General features: G+C 65.4%; 8 protein-coding genes. 5 read left to right on the forward strand and 3 right to left on the reverse strand.

What is annotated here, in order from left to right:
- Positions 1-106 precede the first annotated feature (106 nt).
- The 4 genes from J2848_RS32370 to J2848_RS32385 all read left to right on the forward strand — a co-directional run bounded on the left by J2848_RS32370 (position 107) and on the right by J2848_RS32385 (position 11,410).
- Entirely contained in the window at positions 107-5,467 is a 5,361-nt protein-coding gene (locus J2848_RS32370) for a PAS domain S-box protein (RefSeq protein ID WP_170307266.1), read from the forward strand.
- Positions 5,454-6,371 (forward strand): diguanylate cyclase, encoded by a 918-nt coding sequence (locus tag J2848_RS32375; RefSeq protein WP_149235001.1) that lies wholly within the window; start codon positions 5,454-5,456, stop codon positions 6,369-6,371. Before J2848_RS32370 ends, J2848_RS32375 begins: the two co-directional genes overlap by 14 nt.
- Positions 6,372-6,979: 608 nt before the next feature.
- Positions 6,980-8,200 carry an efflux RND transporter periplasmic adaptor subunit gene (locus J2848_RS32380; RefSeq protein WP_246194404.1) on the forward strand — a complete coding sequence of 407 codons (1,221 nt, stop codon included), beginning with the start codon at positions 6,980-6,982 and terminating at the stop codon, positions 8,198-8,200.
- Between the two features lie 12 nt (positions 8,201-8,212).
- Positions 8,213-11,410, forward strand: a complete 3,198-nt coding sequence (locus tag J2848_RS32385; RefSeq protein WP_170307267.1) for an efflux RND transporter permease subunit — start codon at positions 8,213-8,215, stop codon at positions 11,408-11,410.
- Positions 11,411-11,656: 246 nt separating this feature from the next.
- On the opposite strand, the gene J2848_RS32390 is transcribed toward J2848_RS32385, so the two are convergent.
- Genes J2848_RS32390 through J2848_RS32400 form a run of 3 tightly spaced genes read right to left on the reverse strand, consistent with a single transcriptional unit; the run spans position 11,657 to position 17,113 of the window.
- Entirely contained in the window at positions 11,657-14,722 is a 3,066-nt protein-coding gene (locus tag J2848_RS32390; RefSeq protein ID WP_149235002.1) for an AAA family ATPase, read from the reverse strand.
- Positions 14,719-15,471, reverse strand: a complete 753-nt coding sequence (locus J2848_RS32395; RefSeq protein WP_149235003.1) for a hypothetical protein — start codon at positions 15,469-15,471, stop codon at positions 14,719-14,721. Before J2848_RS32395 ends, J2848_RS32390 begins: the two co-directional genes overlap by 4 nt.
- Entirely contained in the window at positions 15,464-17,113 is a 1,650-nt protein-coding gene (locus J2848_RS32400) for an ABC-three component system protein (RefSeq protein ID WP_170307268.1), read from the reverse strand. The genes J2848_RS32395 and J2848_RS32400 overlap by 8 nt, the downstream gene beginning before the upstream one ends.
- 426 nt (positions 17,114-17,539) lie before the next feature.
- On the opposite strand from J2848_RS32400, the gene J2848_RS32405 reads away from it, so the two are divergent.
- A complete protein-coding gene (locus J2848_RS32405; protein WP_170307269.1) occupies positions 17,540-20,410 on the forward strand; it encodes a patatin-like phospholipase domain-containing protein in 2,871 nt (956 codons plus the stop codon).
- Positions 20,411-20,505 lie beyond the last annotated feature (95 nt).

Consider the following 20,505-nt stretch of genomic DNA (forward strand, 5'->3'; position numbering starts at 1 on the left):
GGCCGGGCCTTCTTCGCCGCTGCCGGACCGGAATAATGGGAATCCGCTCTAGCCGATTTTGGTTGGGCTATTGTACCTTTGGCATAGCCTCCTTGCGGGTATGCCCATGGCCCAAGACAACAGCCTCTTCGGTGGATCCTCCGGGCCCTCCGGCCTCCCAACCATCCGCACCAAGCTGGCCACGGTCGTCCTTGCCTGCATCCTGCCATCCCTGTTGGGTCTGGGTCTGCTGACCTACCAGTCCTGCCAGCGCGAACGTGCCCAAATGGAAAGGGACGCCATCCAGATGGCGCGGGCGCTGTCGATCGCAGTCGACCGCGACATCGACGTCGTGGAGAGCGCGGCAAAGGCGCTCGCAATCTTCCCCTCGCTGGAGGAGGGCGGTTTCGCAGCGTTCGATGCCCAGGCCCGGCAATTGTTGAGCGGCGATTTTCCCGGCACGGCCGTCGTGGTGATGGACGAGGCCGGGCAGCAACTGGTCAACACGCTGCGCCCCTTCGGCACGGCTCTGCCGCGCACCGGCAATCTCGACCCGATCCGCCGGGTGTTCGGGAACGGCCAGCCGGTGGTCTCCGACCTCTTGTATGGGACCATCTACAAGCAATACCTCACCGCCATCTATGTCCCCGTCCGGCAGGGCGGCACGGTGAAATACGTCATCGACATCGTTGTCCTGCCGGAGCGCTTCAACCGTATCTTCGTCGAGCAGCGCCTGCCTCCGGGACGCATCGCCTCCATCTTCGACAGCCAGGGGGTTATCGTCGCCCGCACGCATCTGGCCGAGAAGTTCGTGGGTCAGAAAGGCGTGCCCTCTCTGGTGAAGGCCCTCCAGGAGTCCCCCGAAGGCTTCTTCGAGACAAACACGCTGGAGGGCATCCCCGTCTTCGTGGCGTTCAGCCGTTCCGAGAAGACAGGGTGGAGCGTTGCCATCGGCATCCCGCGGTCCGTCGAGACGGCCGAACTCCTGCGGTCCGTGGCGCCCACCATTGCGGGCGTCCTGATCCTCTTGTGCATGGGGTTCGCCGCGTCCTGGATACTGGGCGGGCGCATCGGCCGGTCGGTCCGGGAACTGGCCGCTCCGGCCCTGGCCCTGGCCGAAGGCAGACCGTTGCAGGCGCTGGACAGCGGCTTCAGGGAAGCCGTCGAGGTCGAACATGCGCTGAAGGCGGTCGAACGGGACCTCAACGCCCACCGCAACCATCTGGAGGCCATGGTCGCCGAGCGCACCCTGGCCCTGCAGAGCGCGACCGCCCGCCTGGAGCAGGTGCTGGAGTCGGCCGGCGAGGGCATCTACGGCGTCGACGGCGACAACCGGCTGGTCTTCGCCAACAGGGCCGCGGCTGAAATCCTCGGCTGGCCGAACCCGCAAGGCATGATCGGCCTGCCTGAGACCCAAGTCGTCCGACACCAGCTGGCTGACGGGCGCGCCTGCGCGGAGGGCGGCTGTTCCATCGTCCGCACCCTTGAGGACGGCGAGACACGGCGCATCCACGACGAGTATTTCTGCCGCACCGACGGTCAGCGCATTCCCGTCGAATATGTCGTTGCCGCCCAGCGGGTCGACGGGGAGGTCGCCGGCGCCGTGGTGATCTTCGGCGACGTCACCCAGCACCGGGTTGCGGAGGCGGCACTGCGGGAACGGCAGGAACTGTTCGAGCAGATGTTCGCCGCAGGGTCGGCCATCAAGCTGCTGCTCAACCCCGAGAATGGCCTAATCGTCGATGCGAACTCCGCCGCGGCGGAGTTCTACGGTTACAGGCTCGACGTCCTGCGTGGGATGACGATCTTCGAGATCAACCCGAAGCCCGAGAGCGAGGTCCGCGCCATGATGGCGGAGGCCCGGGAGGCCGATAAGGGGTACTTTCTGTTCCAGCACCGCCTTGCGGACGGAAGCCTCCGCTGGGTGGAGTCCTACGCCAGCCCGATCGGTCTCCAGAACCGCACGCTGGTGCTGTCGATCGTCCATGATGTCACCGAGCGCATCGAGAACGAGCAGAAGCTGGCGGAGGCCCACCAGCTGCTTCGGGAGCAAAGCGCCAGCATCGAGGCGAACCGCGATTTCATCACCTCCATTCTGGATTCCGTCGCCTCGCACATCGCCATCCTCGATGCCGACGGCACCATCGCCGAAGTGAACCGCCCCTGGCGGAAGTTCGCCGCCGGCAACGGCATGTCGCCGGGATGGGCGGGGGTGGGAGACAATTATCTCGCCGCCTGCACGGTTGCCCAAGGGGACGAGCAGTCGCTGGCACTGGCCGCGGCCGACGGGATCGGCGAGGTGATGGCGGGCAGGCGGGCGGAGTTCGTCATGGAATATCCCTGCGATGCGCCCGACCAGAAGCGCTGGTTCCAGATGCGGGTCACCCCGCTGAGGGATGGTAACGGCCGTGTCGTCGTCAGCCACGACGACATATCCAAATTGAAGACCGCCGAAATCGAACTCGCCAAGGCGAGGCTGTTTCTGGACAGCATCTTCAACAGCGTTCCGGACCCCATATTCGTCAAGGACCGCGGGCATCGCTGGGTGTTCCTCAATGATTCCTTCTGCTCCTTCACCGGAACGGGGCGCGACGCGCTGCTCGGCAAGTCCGACTACGAGTTCTTTCCCAAGGAGGAAGCGGACATCTACTGGGCCAAGGACGAGGAGGTTTTCGCATCGGGACGGGAAAGCCTCAATGAGGAGCCCTTCACCGACCTTGAGGGCAAGACACACACCATCCTGACCAAGAAGACGGTCTTCGCAGACGTCGACGGAAACCCGTTTCTGATCGGAACGATCAGGGACATCAGCGAGCGCAAGCAGATCGAGCTGCGGCTGAACGAACTGCTCGACCTCAACCAGAAGATCATCAACGAATGCCCCGTCGGCATCGTGGCCTTCAAGGCGTCCGGCGAATGCGTGCTGGCCAACCGGGCGTATGCCGACATCGTGGGCACCGGCGAGGAGGCCGTCCGCGCCGGCAATTTCCGGGAGTTGCGGAACTGGGAGGAGACCGGATTGCTGGCCGCCGCACAGCAGGCCCTCGCCACCCACGCGATCGTCCAGAGCAGCGTCCACCACGCCACCCCTCACGGGCAGGAGGTCCTGGCCGACGTCTTTTTCGTCCCCTTCGCCAGCGGTGGCGAGCCGCATCTGCTCTGCATCACGAACGACGTCACCGAACTGCTGAAAGCCCGCGACAAGGCGGAAGCCGCCAGCCGGGCCAAGAGCGAGTTCGTCGCCAACATGAGCCACGAGATCCGGACGCCGATGAACGCCATCATGGGTCTGTCGCGGCTGCTGCAGGATTCGCCGCTGGGCGAGCGCGAGCGGGACTACGTCGCCAAAATCCAGCGTTCGGCCCAATCGCTGCTCGGCATCCTCAACGACATCCTCGACTTCTCGAAAATCGAGGCCGGCCACATGGAGCTGGAGAAAATCCCGTTCTCCCTGGAGGAGGTGCTGCGCAACACGTCGACCGTCCTGTCCACCACGGCGCGCGACAAGGGGATCGAGACCGTCATCGCCGTGGACGCGGAGGTCCCCTTCGGGCTGGTGGGGGACAGCCTGCGGCTCCAGCAGATCCTGCTCAACCTGACCGGAAACGCCGTAAAATTCACCGAAGACGGCGAGGTGGTGCTGTCCGTCCGCAAGATGGCGGAGGACGAGACAGGGTTGACGCTCGAATTCTCGGTGCGGGACACGGGCATCGGCATCGCCGAGGAGCAGCAGAAGGAACTTTTCGCCGCCTTCTCGCAAGCCGACAGCTCGACCAGCCGCAAATACGGCGGCACCGGCCTCGGGCTGGCCATCAGCAGCCGGCTGGCCGCCCTGATGGGCGGATCCATCACGGTGACCAGCGCCCTCGGCCGGGGCAGCGACTTCCGCTTCAGTGCCCGCTTCGGGCGGGCTCCCGAAGGTTCCTTCGCACGCCCGTCCTTCGCCGGCCTGGAAAAGCTGGCCGTCCTCGTCGTCGACGACAACGAGACCGCCCGCGAGGTCCTGGTCCACACCTGCCGGTCCTTCCGCTGGATACCCGATGCGGTGGCGTCGGCGGAGGACGCGCTGGACCTCCTGCGCCGCCGCACGGCGGACGGAGCCGACCTGGACATCCTTCTTCTCGACTGGCGCATGCCGGGAATGGACGGCATCGCCTTGCTCAAGGCCGCCAAGGCGGATCCGGCAATCCGCCTGCCGCCGGTGATCCTGATGTTCACCGCCTATGGAAGTGAAGCCGTGGCGCGCGTCTGCGACGACGTGCGGATCGACGGAATCCTCGGCAAGCCGATCACCCCGTCCTCGCTGTTCGATGCGGTCGCCCGCGTGCGCAGCGGCAATCCCATGGCAGGCAATTCCCCCGCTCTGCCGCCGCTGGCCGGGCGCTTGACCGGGTTGCGGGTGCTGCTGGTCGAGGACAACGAGATCAACCAGGAGGTCGCCCGCGACATTCTGATCCGCGCCGGCGCGGCCGTCGAGGTCGTGGGCGACGGAAGGGCGGCGGTCGCCGCCCTGGCGTCGGACCCCGGCCGGTTCGACGCGGTGCTGATGGACGTCCAGATGCCCGGCATGGACGGCTACGAGGCGGCGGGCATCATCCGCGGGCGGTTCGGCCTGACCGCCCTGCCGATCGTCGCCATGACCGCCAACGCCATGGAGGCCGATCGCCAGAAGGCCTTCGAGGCCGGGATGGATGCCCATGTCGCCAAGCCGATCGACGTCGATCAGTTGATCGCGACGCTGACGGCCCTTGTTCCCGGCATCGTCCCCGGCGTTGTCCCCGGCATCGGCGCGACGGAATCCGCATCGTCCGCCGGTGATGCGGCGCCGGAAGAGGCGGACCGGCCCGAACTCCCCGCCGGGCTGCCCGGCATGGACCTGCGCACCGCCCTCGCCCGCCTGGGCGGCGACGAACGCCTGCTCGTCTCTCTGCTGACAAGGTTCACCGAGACCCAGGGCGGGACGACTGAGGAGGCCCGCCGTCTCGTCGCGGAAAGGAAGGGTGAGGAGGCTGCCCGCCTCCTGCACCGCCTGCGCGGCGTCGCGGCCAATCTCGGGGCCGTCGAGGCGGCCGGCCTTGCCGCTGCGTCGGAAGCCGCCCTGAAGGAAGGTCGCGAGGCGGAACTGCCCGGGCTGCTGGCCGAATTGGACGCGGCTCTGGCGGCGGTCGGAACCGCCGTCCGAAACGCCGCCCGGGATGCCGCCCGAAAGCCGGACCAGCGGCGGACACCGCTGCCTTCGGCACCCCATGCCGCTCCGGCGGACATCGGGGAAAGCCTGGACCGGCTGCTGACCCTGCTGAAGGCCAGCAACCTGGCGGCGGAGGATATGTTCCAGGCCCTCGGGCCGGCGATCGAGGCGGCGGTGCCCGAGGATGCCTTCGCGGAATTGGCGCAGGCGATCGAGACCCTGGACTTCGCGGCGGCTCAGGAAAGCGTTCTGCACATGTTGGCCGGCCTCGCTGCGGGGAGGGGAAATGAACCGGGTTGAACTGTCCGGCAAGGGCCGGATCCTGGTGGTGGACGACGCCATCGAGAACATCCGTATCCTGCGCGCCGCGCTGAAGGACGAGCATGACGTCGTCTTCGCCCTCGACGGGCAGAAGGCGCTGCAGGTGGCGTGCGACCAGCATCCCGACCTCATCCTGTTGGATGCCATGATGCCGGGGGTGGACGGATGGGCGGTCTGTGCGGAGCTGAAGGCTTCCGTGCATACGGCGAACATCCCGATCCTGTTCGTCACCGCTCTCAACAGCCCGGAGGACGAGACCCGGGCGCTGGAGGCCGGGGCGGTGGACTTCATCACCAAGCCGATCAACACCGCGGTGGTGCGCGCCCGCGTCCGCACGCACCTGTCCCTGAAGCGCGCCAACGACCTGCTGCGGCAAATGGCGACCAGCGACGGGCTGACCGGGGTGGCGAACCGCCGCTGCTTCGATGAAACGCTCGACAAGGAATGGCGCCGGTGCGAGCGGGCGCAGCAATCCATCGCCCTCATCATGGTCGATGTCGACTGCTTCAAGGCGTACAACGACCATTATGGCCATCAGAAAGGCGATTCGTGCCTGACCGTCGTCGCGGAGGCCATTGCGGGCTGCGTCTGCCGCCCGTCCGACCTCGTCGCCCGCTATGGCGGTGAAGAGTTCGTCGTCCTGCTGCCGGATGGAGACGAGGACGGCGCCCGGGTGGTGGCCCGACGCATTCTCGACCGCGTGCGGGAGCAAGGCATCCCCCATGCCCGGTCCTCTTGCGCTCCGCATGTGACCGTCAGCCTGGGGATGGCGGCGGCGATGCCCGCAAGGGACAAATCCCCGGCCGGATTGCTGGCCGATGCCGATGCCCGCCTGTATCAGGCGAAGGTGACCGGCCGGGACCGTTTCTGCGGCGGCGACTAGACGTCCAGTCCCGGCATCCGACGGCACATCCCGTCGCCGGAAATGGAGGGACGTCCTGTGGGCCAACTACTCCAGGCTGGCGGTGGTGACGCCGGGCGAGCGGAGGTAAGCCGAAAGCGGCACCGAACAAAGACGTGAGATGGGATCGCGAGATTCCGATGGACGATGACAAATTTTTAATCTTAAAGTTATGCGCGATGTCCGCGCCCATCATCTCAACCGCCATGCGCACATGCTCATAAAGCGGTTCATCTATGTTTGTCATGTCCTGAACAAGCATTTCGTTCTGTATGTCCGGCAAGTTTCCACTGCACACGAAATACGCTTTCGACAAATAGGCGGACGGATCGCCAAGATTTGTTTCAGCAGTGCCGTTATGGAACAAACCGCAATTCTTGCGCGCCTGCTGCCTCGCGGGAGGGTACGGCACCAGCAAACAGAACACGTCCAACTGGAAAGGATTCATGATGATGAACATCATCACCACCAAGGACGGGACGACGACTGTGGATCGCGATTGGGGCAAGGGGCGTCCAATTCTGTTCTCTCACGGCCGATCGCTGCAGTTACGACCACGGGATCAGCCTCCCGATGGGCCGGGAAGTGCCATGATTGCGGCAATGGCTGCCGATGCCGCCCGGGTCAGGCCACAGGCCGCCGCCATCGGCAGACTGCTTCTGACCCTCACCGCGACCGCCTGCCTGTGGCTGGCCGGCGCGAATGCCGAGGGTCCAAGCCCGGCCCATGCCCAGGCGGCCGGCGCCCCGCCGGTGACGGTCAGCCGGCCGCTGCGCAAGGACATCGTCGAGTGGGATGAATTCACCGGCCAGTTCCAGGCCGTGGACTCCGTGGCGATCCGCGCCCGGGTCAGCGGCTATCTCGATTCCGTCAATTTCCGTGACGGCCAGATGGTCAAGGCCGGCGACCTGCTGTTCGTCATCGATCCCCGCCCCTTCGAGGCGACGCTCGCCTCGGTGAAGGCCGAGTTGCAGCAGGCCGAAGCCAAGCTGGACCTGTCGAACCGCCAGCTGGGCCGTGCGGCCGAACTCAGGCGCAGCGACAATGTCGCCGCCAGCGTCTACGACGAACGGCAGCAGCAGGTCCGCGTCGATGCCGCCGGGGTCGAGGTCGCCAAGGCCGCCGTCCGCACGGCCGAACTGAACCTCAGCTTCACGCGCATCCTGGCGCCGCTTGCCGGCCGCATCAGCCGGCGCGAGGTCAGCGTGGGCAATCTGATTGCCGGCGGCGAGGCCGGTGCGGCGACGCCGCTGACCACCATCGTTTCCCTCGACCCGATCTACTTCACCTTCGACATGAGCGAGGCCGACTTCCTCGCCTATGTCCGTGCCGCTCAGAAAGGGACCCTGCGCTCGCAGCGTGACGGCGGCATCGAGGTCGAGGCCCGCCTGTTCGACGAGCGCGACTGGACGCTGAAGGGCACGCTCGATTTCGTCGACAATCAGGTGAATGCCGGGTCCGGCACCATCCGGGCGCGCGCCGTGTTCCGCAACCCCAACGGCGTGCTGACGCCCGGTCAGTTCGGGCGGCTGCGCCTGCCGGGATCCGACCGCTATACCGCGACCCTGATCCCGGACCAGGCGGTGGTCAGCGATCAGGCCAACAAGATCGTGCTGACGGTATCCGACGACGGCACCGTGGTGCCCAAGCCGGTGCGGCTCGGCCCGATGGAAAACGGTCTGCGCATCGTTCGGTCCGGGCTGGCGGACACCGACCGGGTGATCATCAACGGGCTGGTCCGCGCCCGGCCCGGGGCCAAGGTGACGCCGCAGGAGGGATCGATCGAGCCGCCGAAACCGCCGGCCGGGTGAGGGGCGACCGTCATGAACATCTCGCACTTCTTCATCAACCGGCCGATCTTCGCGGCCGTCCTGTCCATCGTCATCACCCTCATCGGCATCTTCGCCTACCTGACCCTGCCCGTCGCGCAGTATCCCGAGATCGCGCCGCCGACCATCGTGGTGAACACGACGTATCCCGGCGCCTCGGCGCAGGTGGTTGCCGACACCGTTTCCGCTCCGATGGAGCAGGAGATCAACGGCGTCGAGAACATGCTCTACATGACCTCGCAGGCGACCAGCGACGGCCGCCTGCAATTGACCATCACCTTCAGGCTCGGCACCGATCTCGACACCGCCCAGGTGCTGGTGCAGAACCGCCTTGCCGTGGCCGAGCCGCGGTTGCCGGAGGAGGTGCGGCGCATCGGCGTGACCGTGCGCAAGAATTCGCCCGACATGCTGATGGTGATCCACCTGAATTCGCCGGGCGGGGAGCGCGACCAGCTCTACATGTCGAATTACGCGCTGTTGCAGATCAAGGACGTGCTGGCCCGTCTGGACGGCGTCGGCGACGTGCAGGTGTTCGGTGCCCGCGATTATGCCATGCGCGTCTGGCTCGACCCCGACAAGGTGGCGGCCCGCGGGCTGACCGCGGGAGACGTCGTCCGCGCCATCCAGGCGCAGAACGTCCAAGTGTCGGGCGGCGTCATCAACCAGCCGCCGGTTCCGACCCCCGGCGCATTCCAGCTGAATGTGGAAACGCTGGGCCGCCTCACCGATGCGCGCGACTTCGGCAACATCATCGTCAAGACCGACGGCACCGCCGTCACCCGCCTGCGCGATGTCGCCCGCGTCGAGCTTGGCGCCCAGGACTACAATTTGAACGCCTATCTCGACCGCCAGTCCGCGGTGCCGCTGGTGGTCTTCCAACGGCCCGGCTCCAACGCCCTGGAGACCGCCAACCGCATCCTGACGACGATGGAGGACCTCTCCAAGGGCTTCCCCGCCGGCATGCGCTACGATGTCGTCTACAACCCCACGGAGTTCATCGCCCAGTCGGTCGAGGAGGTCTACAAGACGATCTACGAGGCCGTCATTCTCGTCGTCGTCGTCGTCATCCTGTTCCTGCAGTCCTGGCGCGCCTCGATCGTCCCGATCCTGGCCATTCCGGTGTCGCTGGTCGGCACCTTCGCCGTGCTGGCGGCGCTGGGCTATTCGCTGAACACGCTGTCGCTGTTCGGTCTGGTGCTGGCGATCGGCATCGTGGTCGATGACGCCATCGTCGTGGTGGAGAATGTGGAGCGCTTCATCAGTCGAGGCATGAAGCCCAAGGATGCCGCGCACGAGACAATGAACGAGGTCGGCGGGGCGCTGATCGCCATCGCCCTGGTCCTGACCGCCGTATTCGTTCCCGCCGCCCTGGTCAGCGGCATTTCCGGCCAGTTCTTCCGGCAGTTCGCGGTGACCATCGCAAGCGCCACGGTGATCTCCTGCCTCGTGTCGTTGACGCTCAGCCCGGCGCTCTGCGCCCTGCTGTTCAAGCCCCACCAGGAGCATCCGCCCAAGCCGTCGCTGCCGATGCGGCCGGTCGCCGCCTTCTTCCGCGGTTTCAACGCCGGGTTCGAGCGGCTGTCCAACGGCTATGCCGGGCTGACGCGGCGGCTGGTGCGGCTGCCCTTCATCGTCCTGCCGGTCTATCTGCTGCTGCTCGGCGTGACCGGCTGGCAGTTCAACCGGGCACCGACCGGCTTCATTCCCAACCAGGACCAGGGTTACCTGATCACCGTGGTGCAGCTGCCGCCGGGCTCCTCGCTCGCCCGGACCGACGAGGTGGTGCGCAAATCGGTGGACGTGCTGCTGAAGACGCCCGGGGTCGTCCATGCCGTGCCCTTCGCCGGCTTCGACGGCGCCACCTTCACCAACGCGCCGAATGCCGGGGCGATCTTCGTGACCCTCGCCCCCTTCGAGGATCGCATCAGGGACGGTCATTCCGCCGACGCGGTCCTGGCCGATCTCAGGAAGCGGCTGGCCGTGATCGAGGACGCCTTCATCATCACCATCCCGCCGCCGCCGGTCCGCGGCATCGGCAACGCCGGCGGCTTCAAGATGATGGTGGAGGACAAGCGGGGCCGCGGCCTGCCGGCGCTCGATGCGGCGGTGACGGAGCTGTCCGCCGCGGCCAACAAGATCCCGGGGCTGGTCGGCGTGTTCACGCTGTTCAACACCAAGACCCCCAAGATCTATGCCGATATCGACCGCCAGAGGGCGGAGATGCTGGGGGTGACCGCCGATCAGGTGTTCGAGGCGTTGCAGATCTATGTCGGTTCGGCCTTCGTCAACGAGTTCAACCTCCTGGGCCGGACCTACCGGGTCACCGCGCAGGCCGACGGCCGTTTCCGCCAGGACCCGCACGACCTCGCCAACCTGAAGACGCGCAACGAGCGCGGCGAGATGGTGCCGATCGGTGCGGTGGCTGCCCTGACCGACATCACCGGCCCCTACCGCGCCGCCCGCTACAACCTCTACCCGGCGGCGGAATTGCAGGGCAACACGCTGCCCGGCTTCTCCACCGGCTACGCCCTGGCCGCCATGGAGAAGGCGGCCGCCGAGGTGCTGCCGGACGGTTTCGGCTTCGAGTGGACGGAGCTGGCCTATCAGGAAAAGGCCGCCGGAAACAGCGGTTTGATGGTCTTCGGGCTGTCGGTGCTGTTCGTCTTTCTGGTGCTTGCCGCCCAGTATGAGAGCTGGACCATGCCGCTGTCGGTCATCCTGATCGTGCCCATGTGCCTGCTGGCGGCGGTGACCGGCTTGATGATTCGCGGCATGGCCGTCGACATCCTGGCCCAGGTCGGCTTCGTCGTCCTGGTCGGCCTTGCCGCCAAGAACGCCATCCTCATCGTCGAATTCGCCCGCCAGAACGAACTCTTCGAGGGGAAGAACCGCTTCGAGGCGGCGGTGGAGGCGGCACGCACACGGCTTCGTCCGATCCTGATGACCTCGCTCGCCTTCATTCTCGGCGTCGTGCCGCTGATGATCGCGCAGGGAGCCGGGGCGGAGATGCGGCAAACCCTGGGCACGGCGGTGTTCATGGGGATGCTGGGCGTGACCATCTTCGGCCTGATCTTCACCCCGGTGTTCTACACGGTCGTCCGCCGCCTCTTCAGCGGACCGCTGGCGGTCAACCAGCATCCCGTCGCAACGGAAGAGGTCGGTCTGCAGACACGGCATCAGCCTGGGGAATGACGCCGTGTCCGGGCAAGGCGGGGCTGAGGGAAGCCCCGCTCAGCTCTCAGGCATTGCCCAAAAGAGGCGTTGACAGCGTCGACCGCCTCGTTCTGCCCGGTATTTCCACCTGGAGTCCGTCTGACGCTTATTGAAGCATCAGACGCACTCCAGGCTTTTGGTTTTCCGCGTGATTCACGCTTCAAGCGAAGTGCCCGCTGACGGCTATCTCCGTCGCAATGCCGTTCGAAGCCAAACCGCCCCCCATCACTCGATGTCATACTCCACACCGTTTTCACCGATTGCCCTCAGTCGGATGAGTGTGAACGGCAGGCGGGCATTCTTGCACTTGCGGCCGATGAAGCGGGCTTCCTCCAAATCATGGGTGGACATGAAGACCTGATATTTCTGTTCGGCGACCAAGGGGCGGAGCAGGTCGATGAATGCCGCTTTGTGGACAATGTCGTTGTACTGGAGCGGATCGTCCAGCAACAGGGCGCGCCAGCGGGACCAGGGATAGGCGGTGCTTGCAGCAAGCAGGAAGCTCAAGCTGAAGACACCCGCCTGCCCTTCGCTGTGTATCAGGTTCGCCGGATGCCCAAGAGCCTGTGCTTTGACGTATGTTTGGTAATTTGAAATTCTGGTGGCCAGTTCGGTGGAAAATTCCGGGAAGGAGGACCAAGCCCGGCTGAACGCATCGGTAAGGTTGCTCAGAGGATTTATGACCTCTTCAAGAAACCCCTTATGTTCAGACTTGATCGTGTCGGCGGCAGTGCCCGCCAGCTTGCGTGCTCTTCTGCAGGTATCGACGCGCCGCTGGCACTTGAACACATGCTGCTCAAGCCGTTTTTCGCAGTCTTCCGCATTCGCGGCCTTCTCTTCCCGGATCGTCCGCTCACGCTCGATTTTCAGATTCTGGACGCTCTCGTTCGACTGCCATCGCTCAAGACCCTTGGCCGTAGCGTCACACCGGTCGGACAGGTGCGGAAGGCGCTCGGTCCGCCTCGCGGTCTCGCGCTGCGCGTCACTGAGCACGGGTGGCGACGGTTCGCCCGGAAGGCCGGCTTCCTCCCAGCCGGTGCGGGCCGCAAGGCATTGACGCTCCAGTTCCTCCCGGTCCCGTCGCAGCAGGTCGGCATGCTCGGCACAGCGGCGGCGCTGCGCCTCCGCCGTCTGCCGGTCCCGGATCGCGCTGTTGAGCATTGCCTGGGCCAAGGTCTCGCCCGTTGCGGCGTCCGCAAGATCCCGCAACGCCTTTTCAAGAGCGTCATTTGTCGCGGGTTCGTCGAAAGCGGCGAGTTCTGTGTCGGCGGCCAGCACGCCGATGGCCTCGCCCCGGCGCTGATCGAGAGCGTTGCCCCGCCCGCGCTCCCTCTCCAGCGTCTTTCCCGCCTCGTCGAGGCGGCTGAGGATGCCGGGCAGCCTCGCCGAAAGTTTGCCGTCCGGGTCCAGCAGCCGACGTTCCACCTTCAGCCGTTCGCACTCGCCTTCCAGATGCGCGATGCGGTGCGACAGCCAGTCAAGCGCTTCCCGGGCGGGCCGGCCGCCGGCCCCCGGCAGGTGGGGAAAAGCGCTGGCCATCTCCGCCGCGTTTTCGACCACGCCGGTATGCTCGGTCTCGACAGCCTTCGCCACCGTGATTGTCCGATCCAGCTCGGTGCGGGTTGCCTGCAACCCGTCGCGGCGATGGCGCATCTCCTTCAACTGAGCCGCCGTTTCACCAAGAGCCGGATCCTGTTTTTCGGCAGCCTGTTGAGCGAGCCCGGCAAGCTCGTCATGCGTTTTGAACGGTGTCTGGCAGAATGGGCAATCGGTCTCGTGCGCGTGCAACTGGCCCAACAGCTCGGTGACCAGACCGGCCCGCTTGGTTGCGGTGGTCCTCAACTCCTCCAGGCGCGCTTCCGCATCCTTGAGTCCGGCTTCCAGATCGTCGAGTTCCCTGGTCAGGCCGTTGTGCCGCGCCTCCAGCAACCGGCGCCGGTCCCTCGCCACGGCGAGTTCCGGCTGGATTTCGCGGGCGCGCTCCTCCGCCTCCAGCACCTTGGAAGCCCGCAGCTTCAGTGCGCTGTCGGCCGTCAGATCCTTGTCGTGGGCTGCGACTTCATCGTCGATGCCGCGGACACGTTCGAGATCGCGCTCCAACCGCTGCTTCTCGGACTCTATCCTGCCATGTTCCGCTACAGCCTCGTTGATCGCCTCGGAGCACGGCCCCCTCTCCTTGTCCACCTCCTGGATTTGGCGGAAGGCGTGCAACCGACTGTCCAACCGGTCGCGGTATCGGCTAACCGACGCGCATTCTCCTTGCGCCGCCTCCAGCACCGATCTTGCCTGCACCTCCAACGCCGCCTTGCCGCTCGCCTCGGTGGCCGCCGCCTCGGTCGCGGCCTCCCCAGCCTGGATGTCCTCATCCTTTCTCCGGATGGCATCGCCCTGCGCAATCCAGGACTGCAATGCTCTTGCGGCGGCTTGCATCGCGCGATCCCGCAACTCGGCCTGCGCGCGGGCCTGCCTGACCGCCTCCGCCACGACGGCCAACGCCTCCACCGCCGTGGCGGGAAGATCGGGACGCTGCCCCGTCAGGGCGCCGAACTCCACGGCGATGGCGTGCGCCTGCTCCAACGCCTCTGCCGGCGACAAGGCCGACTGGGCGCCGAGAAGCGCGTCCGCCTGCGCGATCTCCCTCAGGATACGCCGAAAATACTCCAGGCGTCTCGCCGCGGCCGCCACATCGCCTTCCGCCTTTTCCACCTCGCGATTGAAGGCTTTCGTGGCTCCGACGCCCAGCCGGTTCACCATCTCGTCGACGGCCATTCCGCCGGTCAGTCCGCTGAGGTCCTTCCACCGTTCCTTGGGCGAGCGCGCGGTAAGGCGAAGGCCGGCCGCCTGGCTGAGAAAATGGGTTGTCGCCAGATAGGCCGAGAGATCGTCGATCTTCTGGTGCCAATCGGACGATTTCAGCAGTTCCTCCACGGACGGGATCGGATGCTCGCCGCGGGTTATCTTCAAATCCGTTTCACGGGTAACGGAAACCTCATTGTCGAAGAGCAGTTCGACGCGGTGGTGGCTTCCTGTCGGCGCCCCCTCACGCGTCAGCGCCTTTTCCACGTCCTTCCCCGTCACCCCTGCCGTGGCTGCGGAGGCGGCGAGGCGGCGAACGGTGCCGGTCAGCGCCCATTCGATCGCTTCGAGCAGGCTCGTCTTGCCAAGGCCGTTCGCACCGGCGATCACGGTGACACCGGGAACCGGCTTCACCATGATCGACTTCGCCTCGCCGAAGCTGCGGAAGTTGGACACGGCTACTTTGCGGAGGAACAGAGGTCCGGTCCCAGTCATGCGTCCGTCTCCAAATCGCTCGGGTCCAGATCGGTCAGATCCGGATTGGCCGGGTCCAGCGCCTCGATCAGGCGGTGCACCCGATCGGCGTCCTTGAGGTCGCCATAGGACAGGATCTCCAGCCAGCGCTTCGCCGTAGCCTCGTCGAACTCATCCTGGACAAGCTGCTTGGCCAGCAACGCCCAGCGGTCGAGCTGCCCCTGGCCGGCCTCCCCCTTCCGCGGCCAAGGACGGGCCAGGAAGGTACGGCCCAAAAACGCCTTCAGCGATTCCGAGCGATCCGTCCCGGCTTGTGGGGGCAGCCAGACCAGCTTCCGGCAGACCTGCTCGTTCCGTTCGACGCGGCGCTGCATCCGCTTCCAATCCCGGTTCTCTTCGCCGCCCGCCGGCGCGACAAGCAGCAGCAATAAATCATCCCCTTTATGCCCGAGCCAGGACCAGGCGATGGCGGCCTGGTTCTGATAACGGGCCAGATCATGATCGACCGCCGCGTCGGCGGGATCGTCGCCAAGGCCGCCGATCAGCAGACTGTGGTAGCCGACACGCAAGGCGATGAAGTTCTTCGGCAGGTCGTCGGCATCGAGCGTCTCCAATTCCGCCTGGGCGTCCGAATCCAGGGCGTTGGCGGCCTCGGTCGCCCAAAGCCGGCGGCTCCTCATGCCCTCCGGGTTCTCCTCCACCTCCAGCGGCGGGGTGAAGGCGGCGGCCTGCGTCCGTATCTCGTCGACCAGCAGGGTTACGTCATTCATGGCCAAGCGCTTCCCGCCGTGACTTGATCAGAAGTGGAGTTTGTTGGTTGTGCAGGTCGCGGAAGAGTAGACCAAGATATGTCTCCACTCTGTCGCGCCCGTGCTGGAGCGCGCTCCGGAAGCCCTTTTCAAGGGTCACGATCGCCGGCTTCGGGAATGTCTCCGACTGGAGGCCGTCATTGCTCGGCAATGCGGTGAAAGGCCTCATCCTGTGCTGTAGACGGGGAGGGGAAAGCGTGACGCCACTCAGCAAAACGATCCGGCTGCGCCACGGGAACCCGCGTTCGCCGCAAAGCCAATCCTCGATGGAGCGGCCACCCTTCCGACTGATACCGGTGCCATGCCCGTACAGGGTCTTGCCGGCAAGATTGCCCGGCGATTTGCCATGGGGATGCAGCGGCGCATCTCCTTGCGGGTGGATGGCTTTGTTGCCGCATTCCGCGACGGCGAGCATCATGATCGTGGCCGGCACCATGCAGTTCCAGACCGAGTGCCGGCCCAATCCGAACCGACTCCACTCATGGGTCTCGCCGTCCTCCACCGAGACCAGCATTTCCAGGAAACGATGCAGAATCCGCTGTTCCCTGCGCAGGGTTTGGCGCCACGATTCCCAGAGGCTCAGCAGGTCGGCGGCAAGCGACGGCTCGACCGCAATTTCGGGCGCAATCCTTTGTCCACGGAGATATGCCTCGACTTCGCCATCCAGCCGATCCAGGCACCAATGGTCGAGCGAGATCTCGATCTGGTCGGCCAGCCGCGCGCCGGATGTCGGGGCGCTTCCCGCAGGCGCCGGATTTGCTTTCACCTCGTCGAGGGAAAGGCTTTCGGAAAACCGGGGCCTTTCTCCACACTGTGCCGGCATCCACTGTTCAAGACACTCCGTCAGCGCCACCCGCCATCCGCATTCGGCCGGCGTTTCGACAACCATCGCATCGGCCCGCATATGGCTGACGAGCCGCAGGATGACCCGGGTCAGTCCAGGCTCGTCACTGGTGGAGAACCCCAGCCGAAGGCACCGTGGGGAAGCGAACGGTTCCCACAACTCGGCGGCGTTCTGCGCCGACGGCAAGCCGCTCCACACGACACCGCTCGGGCCGGCGGACCGGATCTCCAGCAGATTGGCGACCGGTTCGGCGGCGGGCGCCGAATGGACGGCCGCCTGGCGCCCGCTCTCCGGGAGCGGAGGCAGTTTCACGCCCAAGACCCGCTCGGCGACGGCGACGATCTGCGCAATCGGCTCCTCTTCGTCCGGCTCACTTTTAAAGACGATGGGAGATAATCCTCCGGAAAATGACAGAGACTCGATAGTTCCTCCAGGCAACTGGACAAGCACCATCTTGGCATTGCCCCGTCGCACCAATCTTCTGGCCAAACTCCGTTCGTCCTTCTGCATCTTTCCAACATCATTCGGGCCGAAGCAGTCAACAAAAACACGGCAATGCACCCGAAGAACTTCTTCGATTTGATCTTCCACGCTATCTTCGTGGCGAATATTATCGATGTCCTGCCATACCGGCACTCCACGCGCCCGAAGTGCGTCTTTGATCCCGGTCACGAAGCTTCGGTCAAGGCTGTTGTGCGCAAGGAACACGATGCCGGTGGCAGGGGCGTCCGCCCGTGCGGCCGCTGTATTGGAAACCATGAGAGGAGTGCCTTGCGTCCGGGCTTTCAACTTACAGATGGGCCGGACTATCGCACGACAGTGGAAAGGCAGGCAACTCTTCGCGCTGTCGTGGTTGCGTTGGAATTCGCCGCAGCTTCGCGTCACCGATTGCGGTGAAAGCGCAATCGACCTGATGCCTTGCCGGATTGCACCTGCTGCATCGGCCGTGGTTGCCCCGGGTCTGGACATCCTGGGAAACGAGCAGGCTTCGAAGCGCTTCCCGGCATGCAGATTTCCTCTGGGCCCGCAGCTTCGACCATGTCGCGAACGAACCCGGCCGGTTGTCTCACATACACGCGGCGCTTGCGACGTGCTTCATGGCCGCTGCCGAATTGCGCTAGGTTGTAACGTCATCTGGAGGCGGCACGCCGCCTTCCAGGGACTTCCTCCGACCAAAAGTGCAGGATGATGACCGGCAAGACTTGGGGAACGTACTTGGAACGTCCAATAAGCGTCCCGGGCGGGCCGCTCCTCTTCGATGCCGCCTTCCTCGCCCATTGGGGACACTGCGACTGGAATCCGGACGTTCCGGATCGGAATGCAGCAAGGGACCTCCATACCGAACTCAACTCCCGGATCACCGTTCAGCCGCTCCGCTACAGCGACGGCGACGCCGCCACCGCGCTCAAGAGCGTGTACGACCTGTTCGCCATCACCCGCAGCATCGTTGCGAAACACCCAGGGTGCCAGCATTTCGAAGAAACGGCCATGCATGTGCTGAACCGGCATGTGCGGCCCTTCACCGCCCGATGGCACAGGCGCAACCTGGCCGGCGCACTGAACGCGATGGACAACACCGACGAGTTCCGGGCCGACCTCGACGCTCTGCGACCTGTATTGATCGCCTTCGATCGCCTGCTCCTGGAGATGCGCACCGGGGTGCAGCCGGCCCAGCCGCAAGTCCGGCAGCCCCACCCCTTCGTGGATGAGATGAAGAAGCCGCTCCGCTGGGGCATCCGCGAGGCAGGATCGCCGAACGGCGGAGTATCGGCCGAGGAGATCAACAAGGCCGAGAAAGCCTTCATCCAGAGGCGCCGGCTCGTGAACGATCCCGCCGATCCGCCGGAACGGCAGCACGCGGCCGGCATCGCCCTGTCCGGAGGAGGAATCCGGTCGGCGACCTTCTCGCTGGGTGTCCTGACCGTTCTGGCCAAGCGCGACGTGCTGAGATATGTCGACTACCTGTCCACGGTGTCGGGCGGCGGGTACCTCGGTGCGTTCCTCGCCGCCTTCCTGTCCACGACATCCGAGCCGGGCATCGGCCTGAAAAAGGGGGACGCCCCCCTCGGATGCACGGGGAGGGAGTCCGACGCCATCCGGCACATCCGCCACCATTGCCGGTACCTTCTGACAGGTTCGGTGTGGGGGCGTCTCCAGATCGCCTTCGCACAGTTGCACGGGCTCACGCTCAACGCTCTGGCCATTGCCTGTATGCTGCTGCTGCTGGCGTCGGGCGAGCGCGCCGTCGGAGCAATACGGGACTCCGTTTCGGCAGCGGCTTCGGACTTCGCGTCACCGGTTTGGCTGGTGATCCTACCGCTGGCGGCACTGCTGTACCGGCGTTGGCGAATGCGCGAGCGGACGCTTCCAGACCGATGGGGAATGCCCGAGTTCATGCTGCTGGCGGTCTTCAGCGCTGCGCTGCTGGTCGGCGGCAACGTCGCCACCGGCGCCGCGGGCATGCTCCTGCTTGGGGCCGTAACCCTGCCGCTGCTGTTCGCCATGCAACCGGATTTGCGCCCATGGGCGGATCGCACGCTCGCTTTGCTGGCCCTTCCATTCGTCGTGCTGGGCACCGGCACGCTGCTGGCGGCCCTGCACCCCTGGTACGAGACGATCAAGAGCACTTCCGATGCGGCCCTTGTGCTGGCAGGCGTGATCACGGTTGCCGGACCGGCGTTCCTCGTCGCGTCCGGCCGGGCGCCGCGCCCTCTCCGTCGGGCGCTTGCGGTGCTGGCGACCCTGACCGCGCCGATGGCTCTGCTGATCGGCGAGCTGGCCATCTATGACTGGCTCGCCGGTCTCCCGCTGTTCGAGAACGTCCGCCAGTGGTGCCTGGTGCTTGCCATGGTCATCGTCATGGTGCCTGTTGGAATAGTGACCGCCCTCCTCTTCGGGGTGGTGAACGTGAACTTTACGTCGTTGCACCGGCATTACCGTGACAAGCTCGCCGGCACCTTCCTGGTCCGTCACTCCGCCGGGCCCGGACCTAGGGCGGCGTGCGAACCGGCAGGACGGGTACGGCTGTCTCCCCTCTACGATAATCTCACCGGTCCCTATCCGCTTTTCAACGGGGCGCTGAATGTGCCGGGCTCGCGCGTCCCGGGGATGCAGGGGCGGCACACCGATCTTTTCCTGTTCAGTCCCGCATACTGCGGCAGCCAACTCACCGGCTACAAGCCTACCGAAAAATGGGAGGATGCGGACGACGATCTGGACCTCGCGACGGTGATGGCGATCTCGGGAGCGGCAGTGTCCCCCCAAATGGGACTGGCGACCTCGGCGTACCTGCGTTTCTGGCTGGCGTTGCTCAACATCCGCCTCGGCTATTGGGTCAACTCTCCCTTCAGGAAACGGCACGCCGACAAGTCCAAACCAAACTTGAAGCACCTGTTCCAGGAAATGCTGGGGTCCATGGACGAGACGGGGAGCCACCTCTATGTATCGGACGGCGGACACATCGAAAATCTCGGCGTCTACGAACTTCTGCGCCGCCGCTGCAAATACATCATCGCTGTCGATGGGGAGCAGGATGTCGGCATGACGTTCCATGCGCTGGCGAATCTCCAGCGGATGAGCAAATCCGACCTGGGCATCGACATCCAGATCGACGTCGATGATCTGCGCCTGGACGCCGAGGGCTTCAGCCGCTCGCACTTTGCGTTCTGCCGGATCCTCTACTCGGATTCGCCGCGAGAGGTTGGATACCTGCTGTACGTCAAACTGTCGCTCACCGGAAACGAGGGGGAGTTCATCCGACGCTACAAGATGGACGAGCCCGCGTTTCCCCATCATTCGACCGCGGACCAGTTCTTCACCGAATCCCAGTTCGAGGCGTACCGCGCCCTTGGCGAGCACATCGGTGAAAAGCTGTTCTCCGTTGCGATCCTTGGGACCGAGCAACTGGGCGGGTGCGATGAGCTTGAGGAATGGTTCCTCCGCGTTGGATCGAGCCTGCTCGAACCGGTTCGGGTGACGACCGCGCCGATGCCGCTGCGACCTTCGCCCACCCAGGCTGCGGCGGCCGGACAACCGCCCGAGGCGGATTCCGCCTGACCAACCGACCAGATGAGGTCCCCGGTCTGCCATGGCGAATCCACCATGGATCCTGCGATGGAGGGTATCGATCCGGCAAGGAGATCTGCGGCCCG

The sequence above is a fragment of the Azospirillum lipoferum genome (assembly GCF_024170005.1).
In the GTDB taxonomy this organism is placed as follows: Bacteria; Pseudomonadota; Alphaproteobacteria; order Azospirillales; family Azospirillaceae; genus Azospirillum; species Azospirillum lipoferum.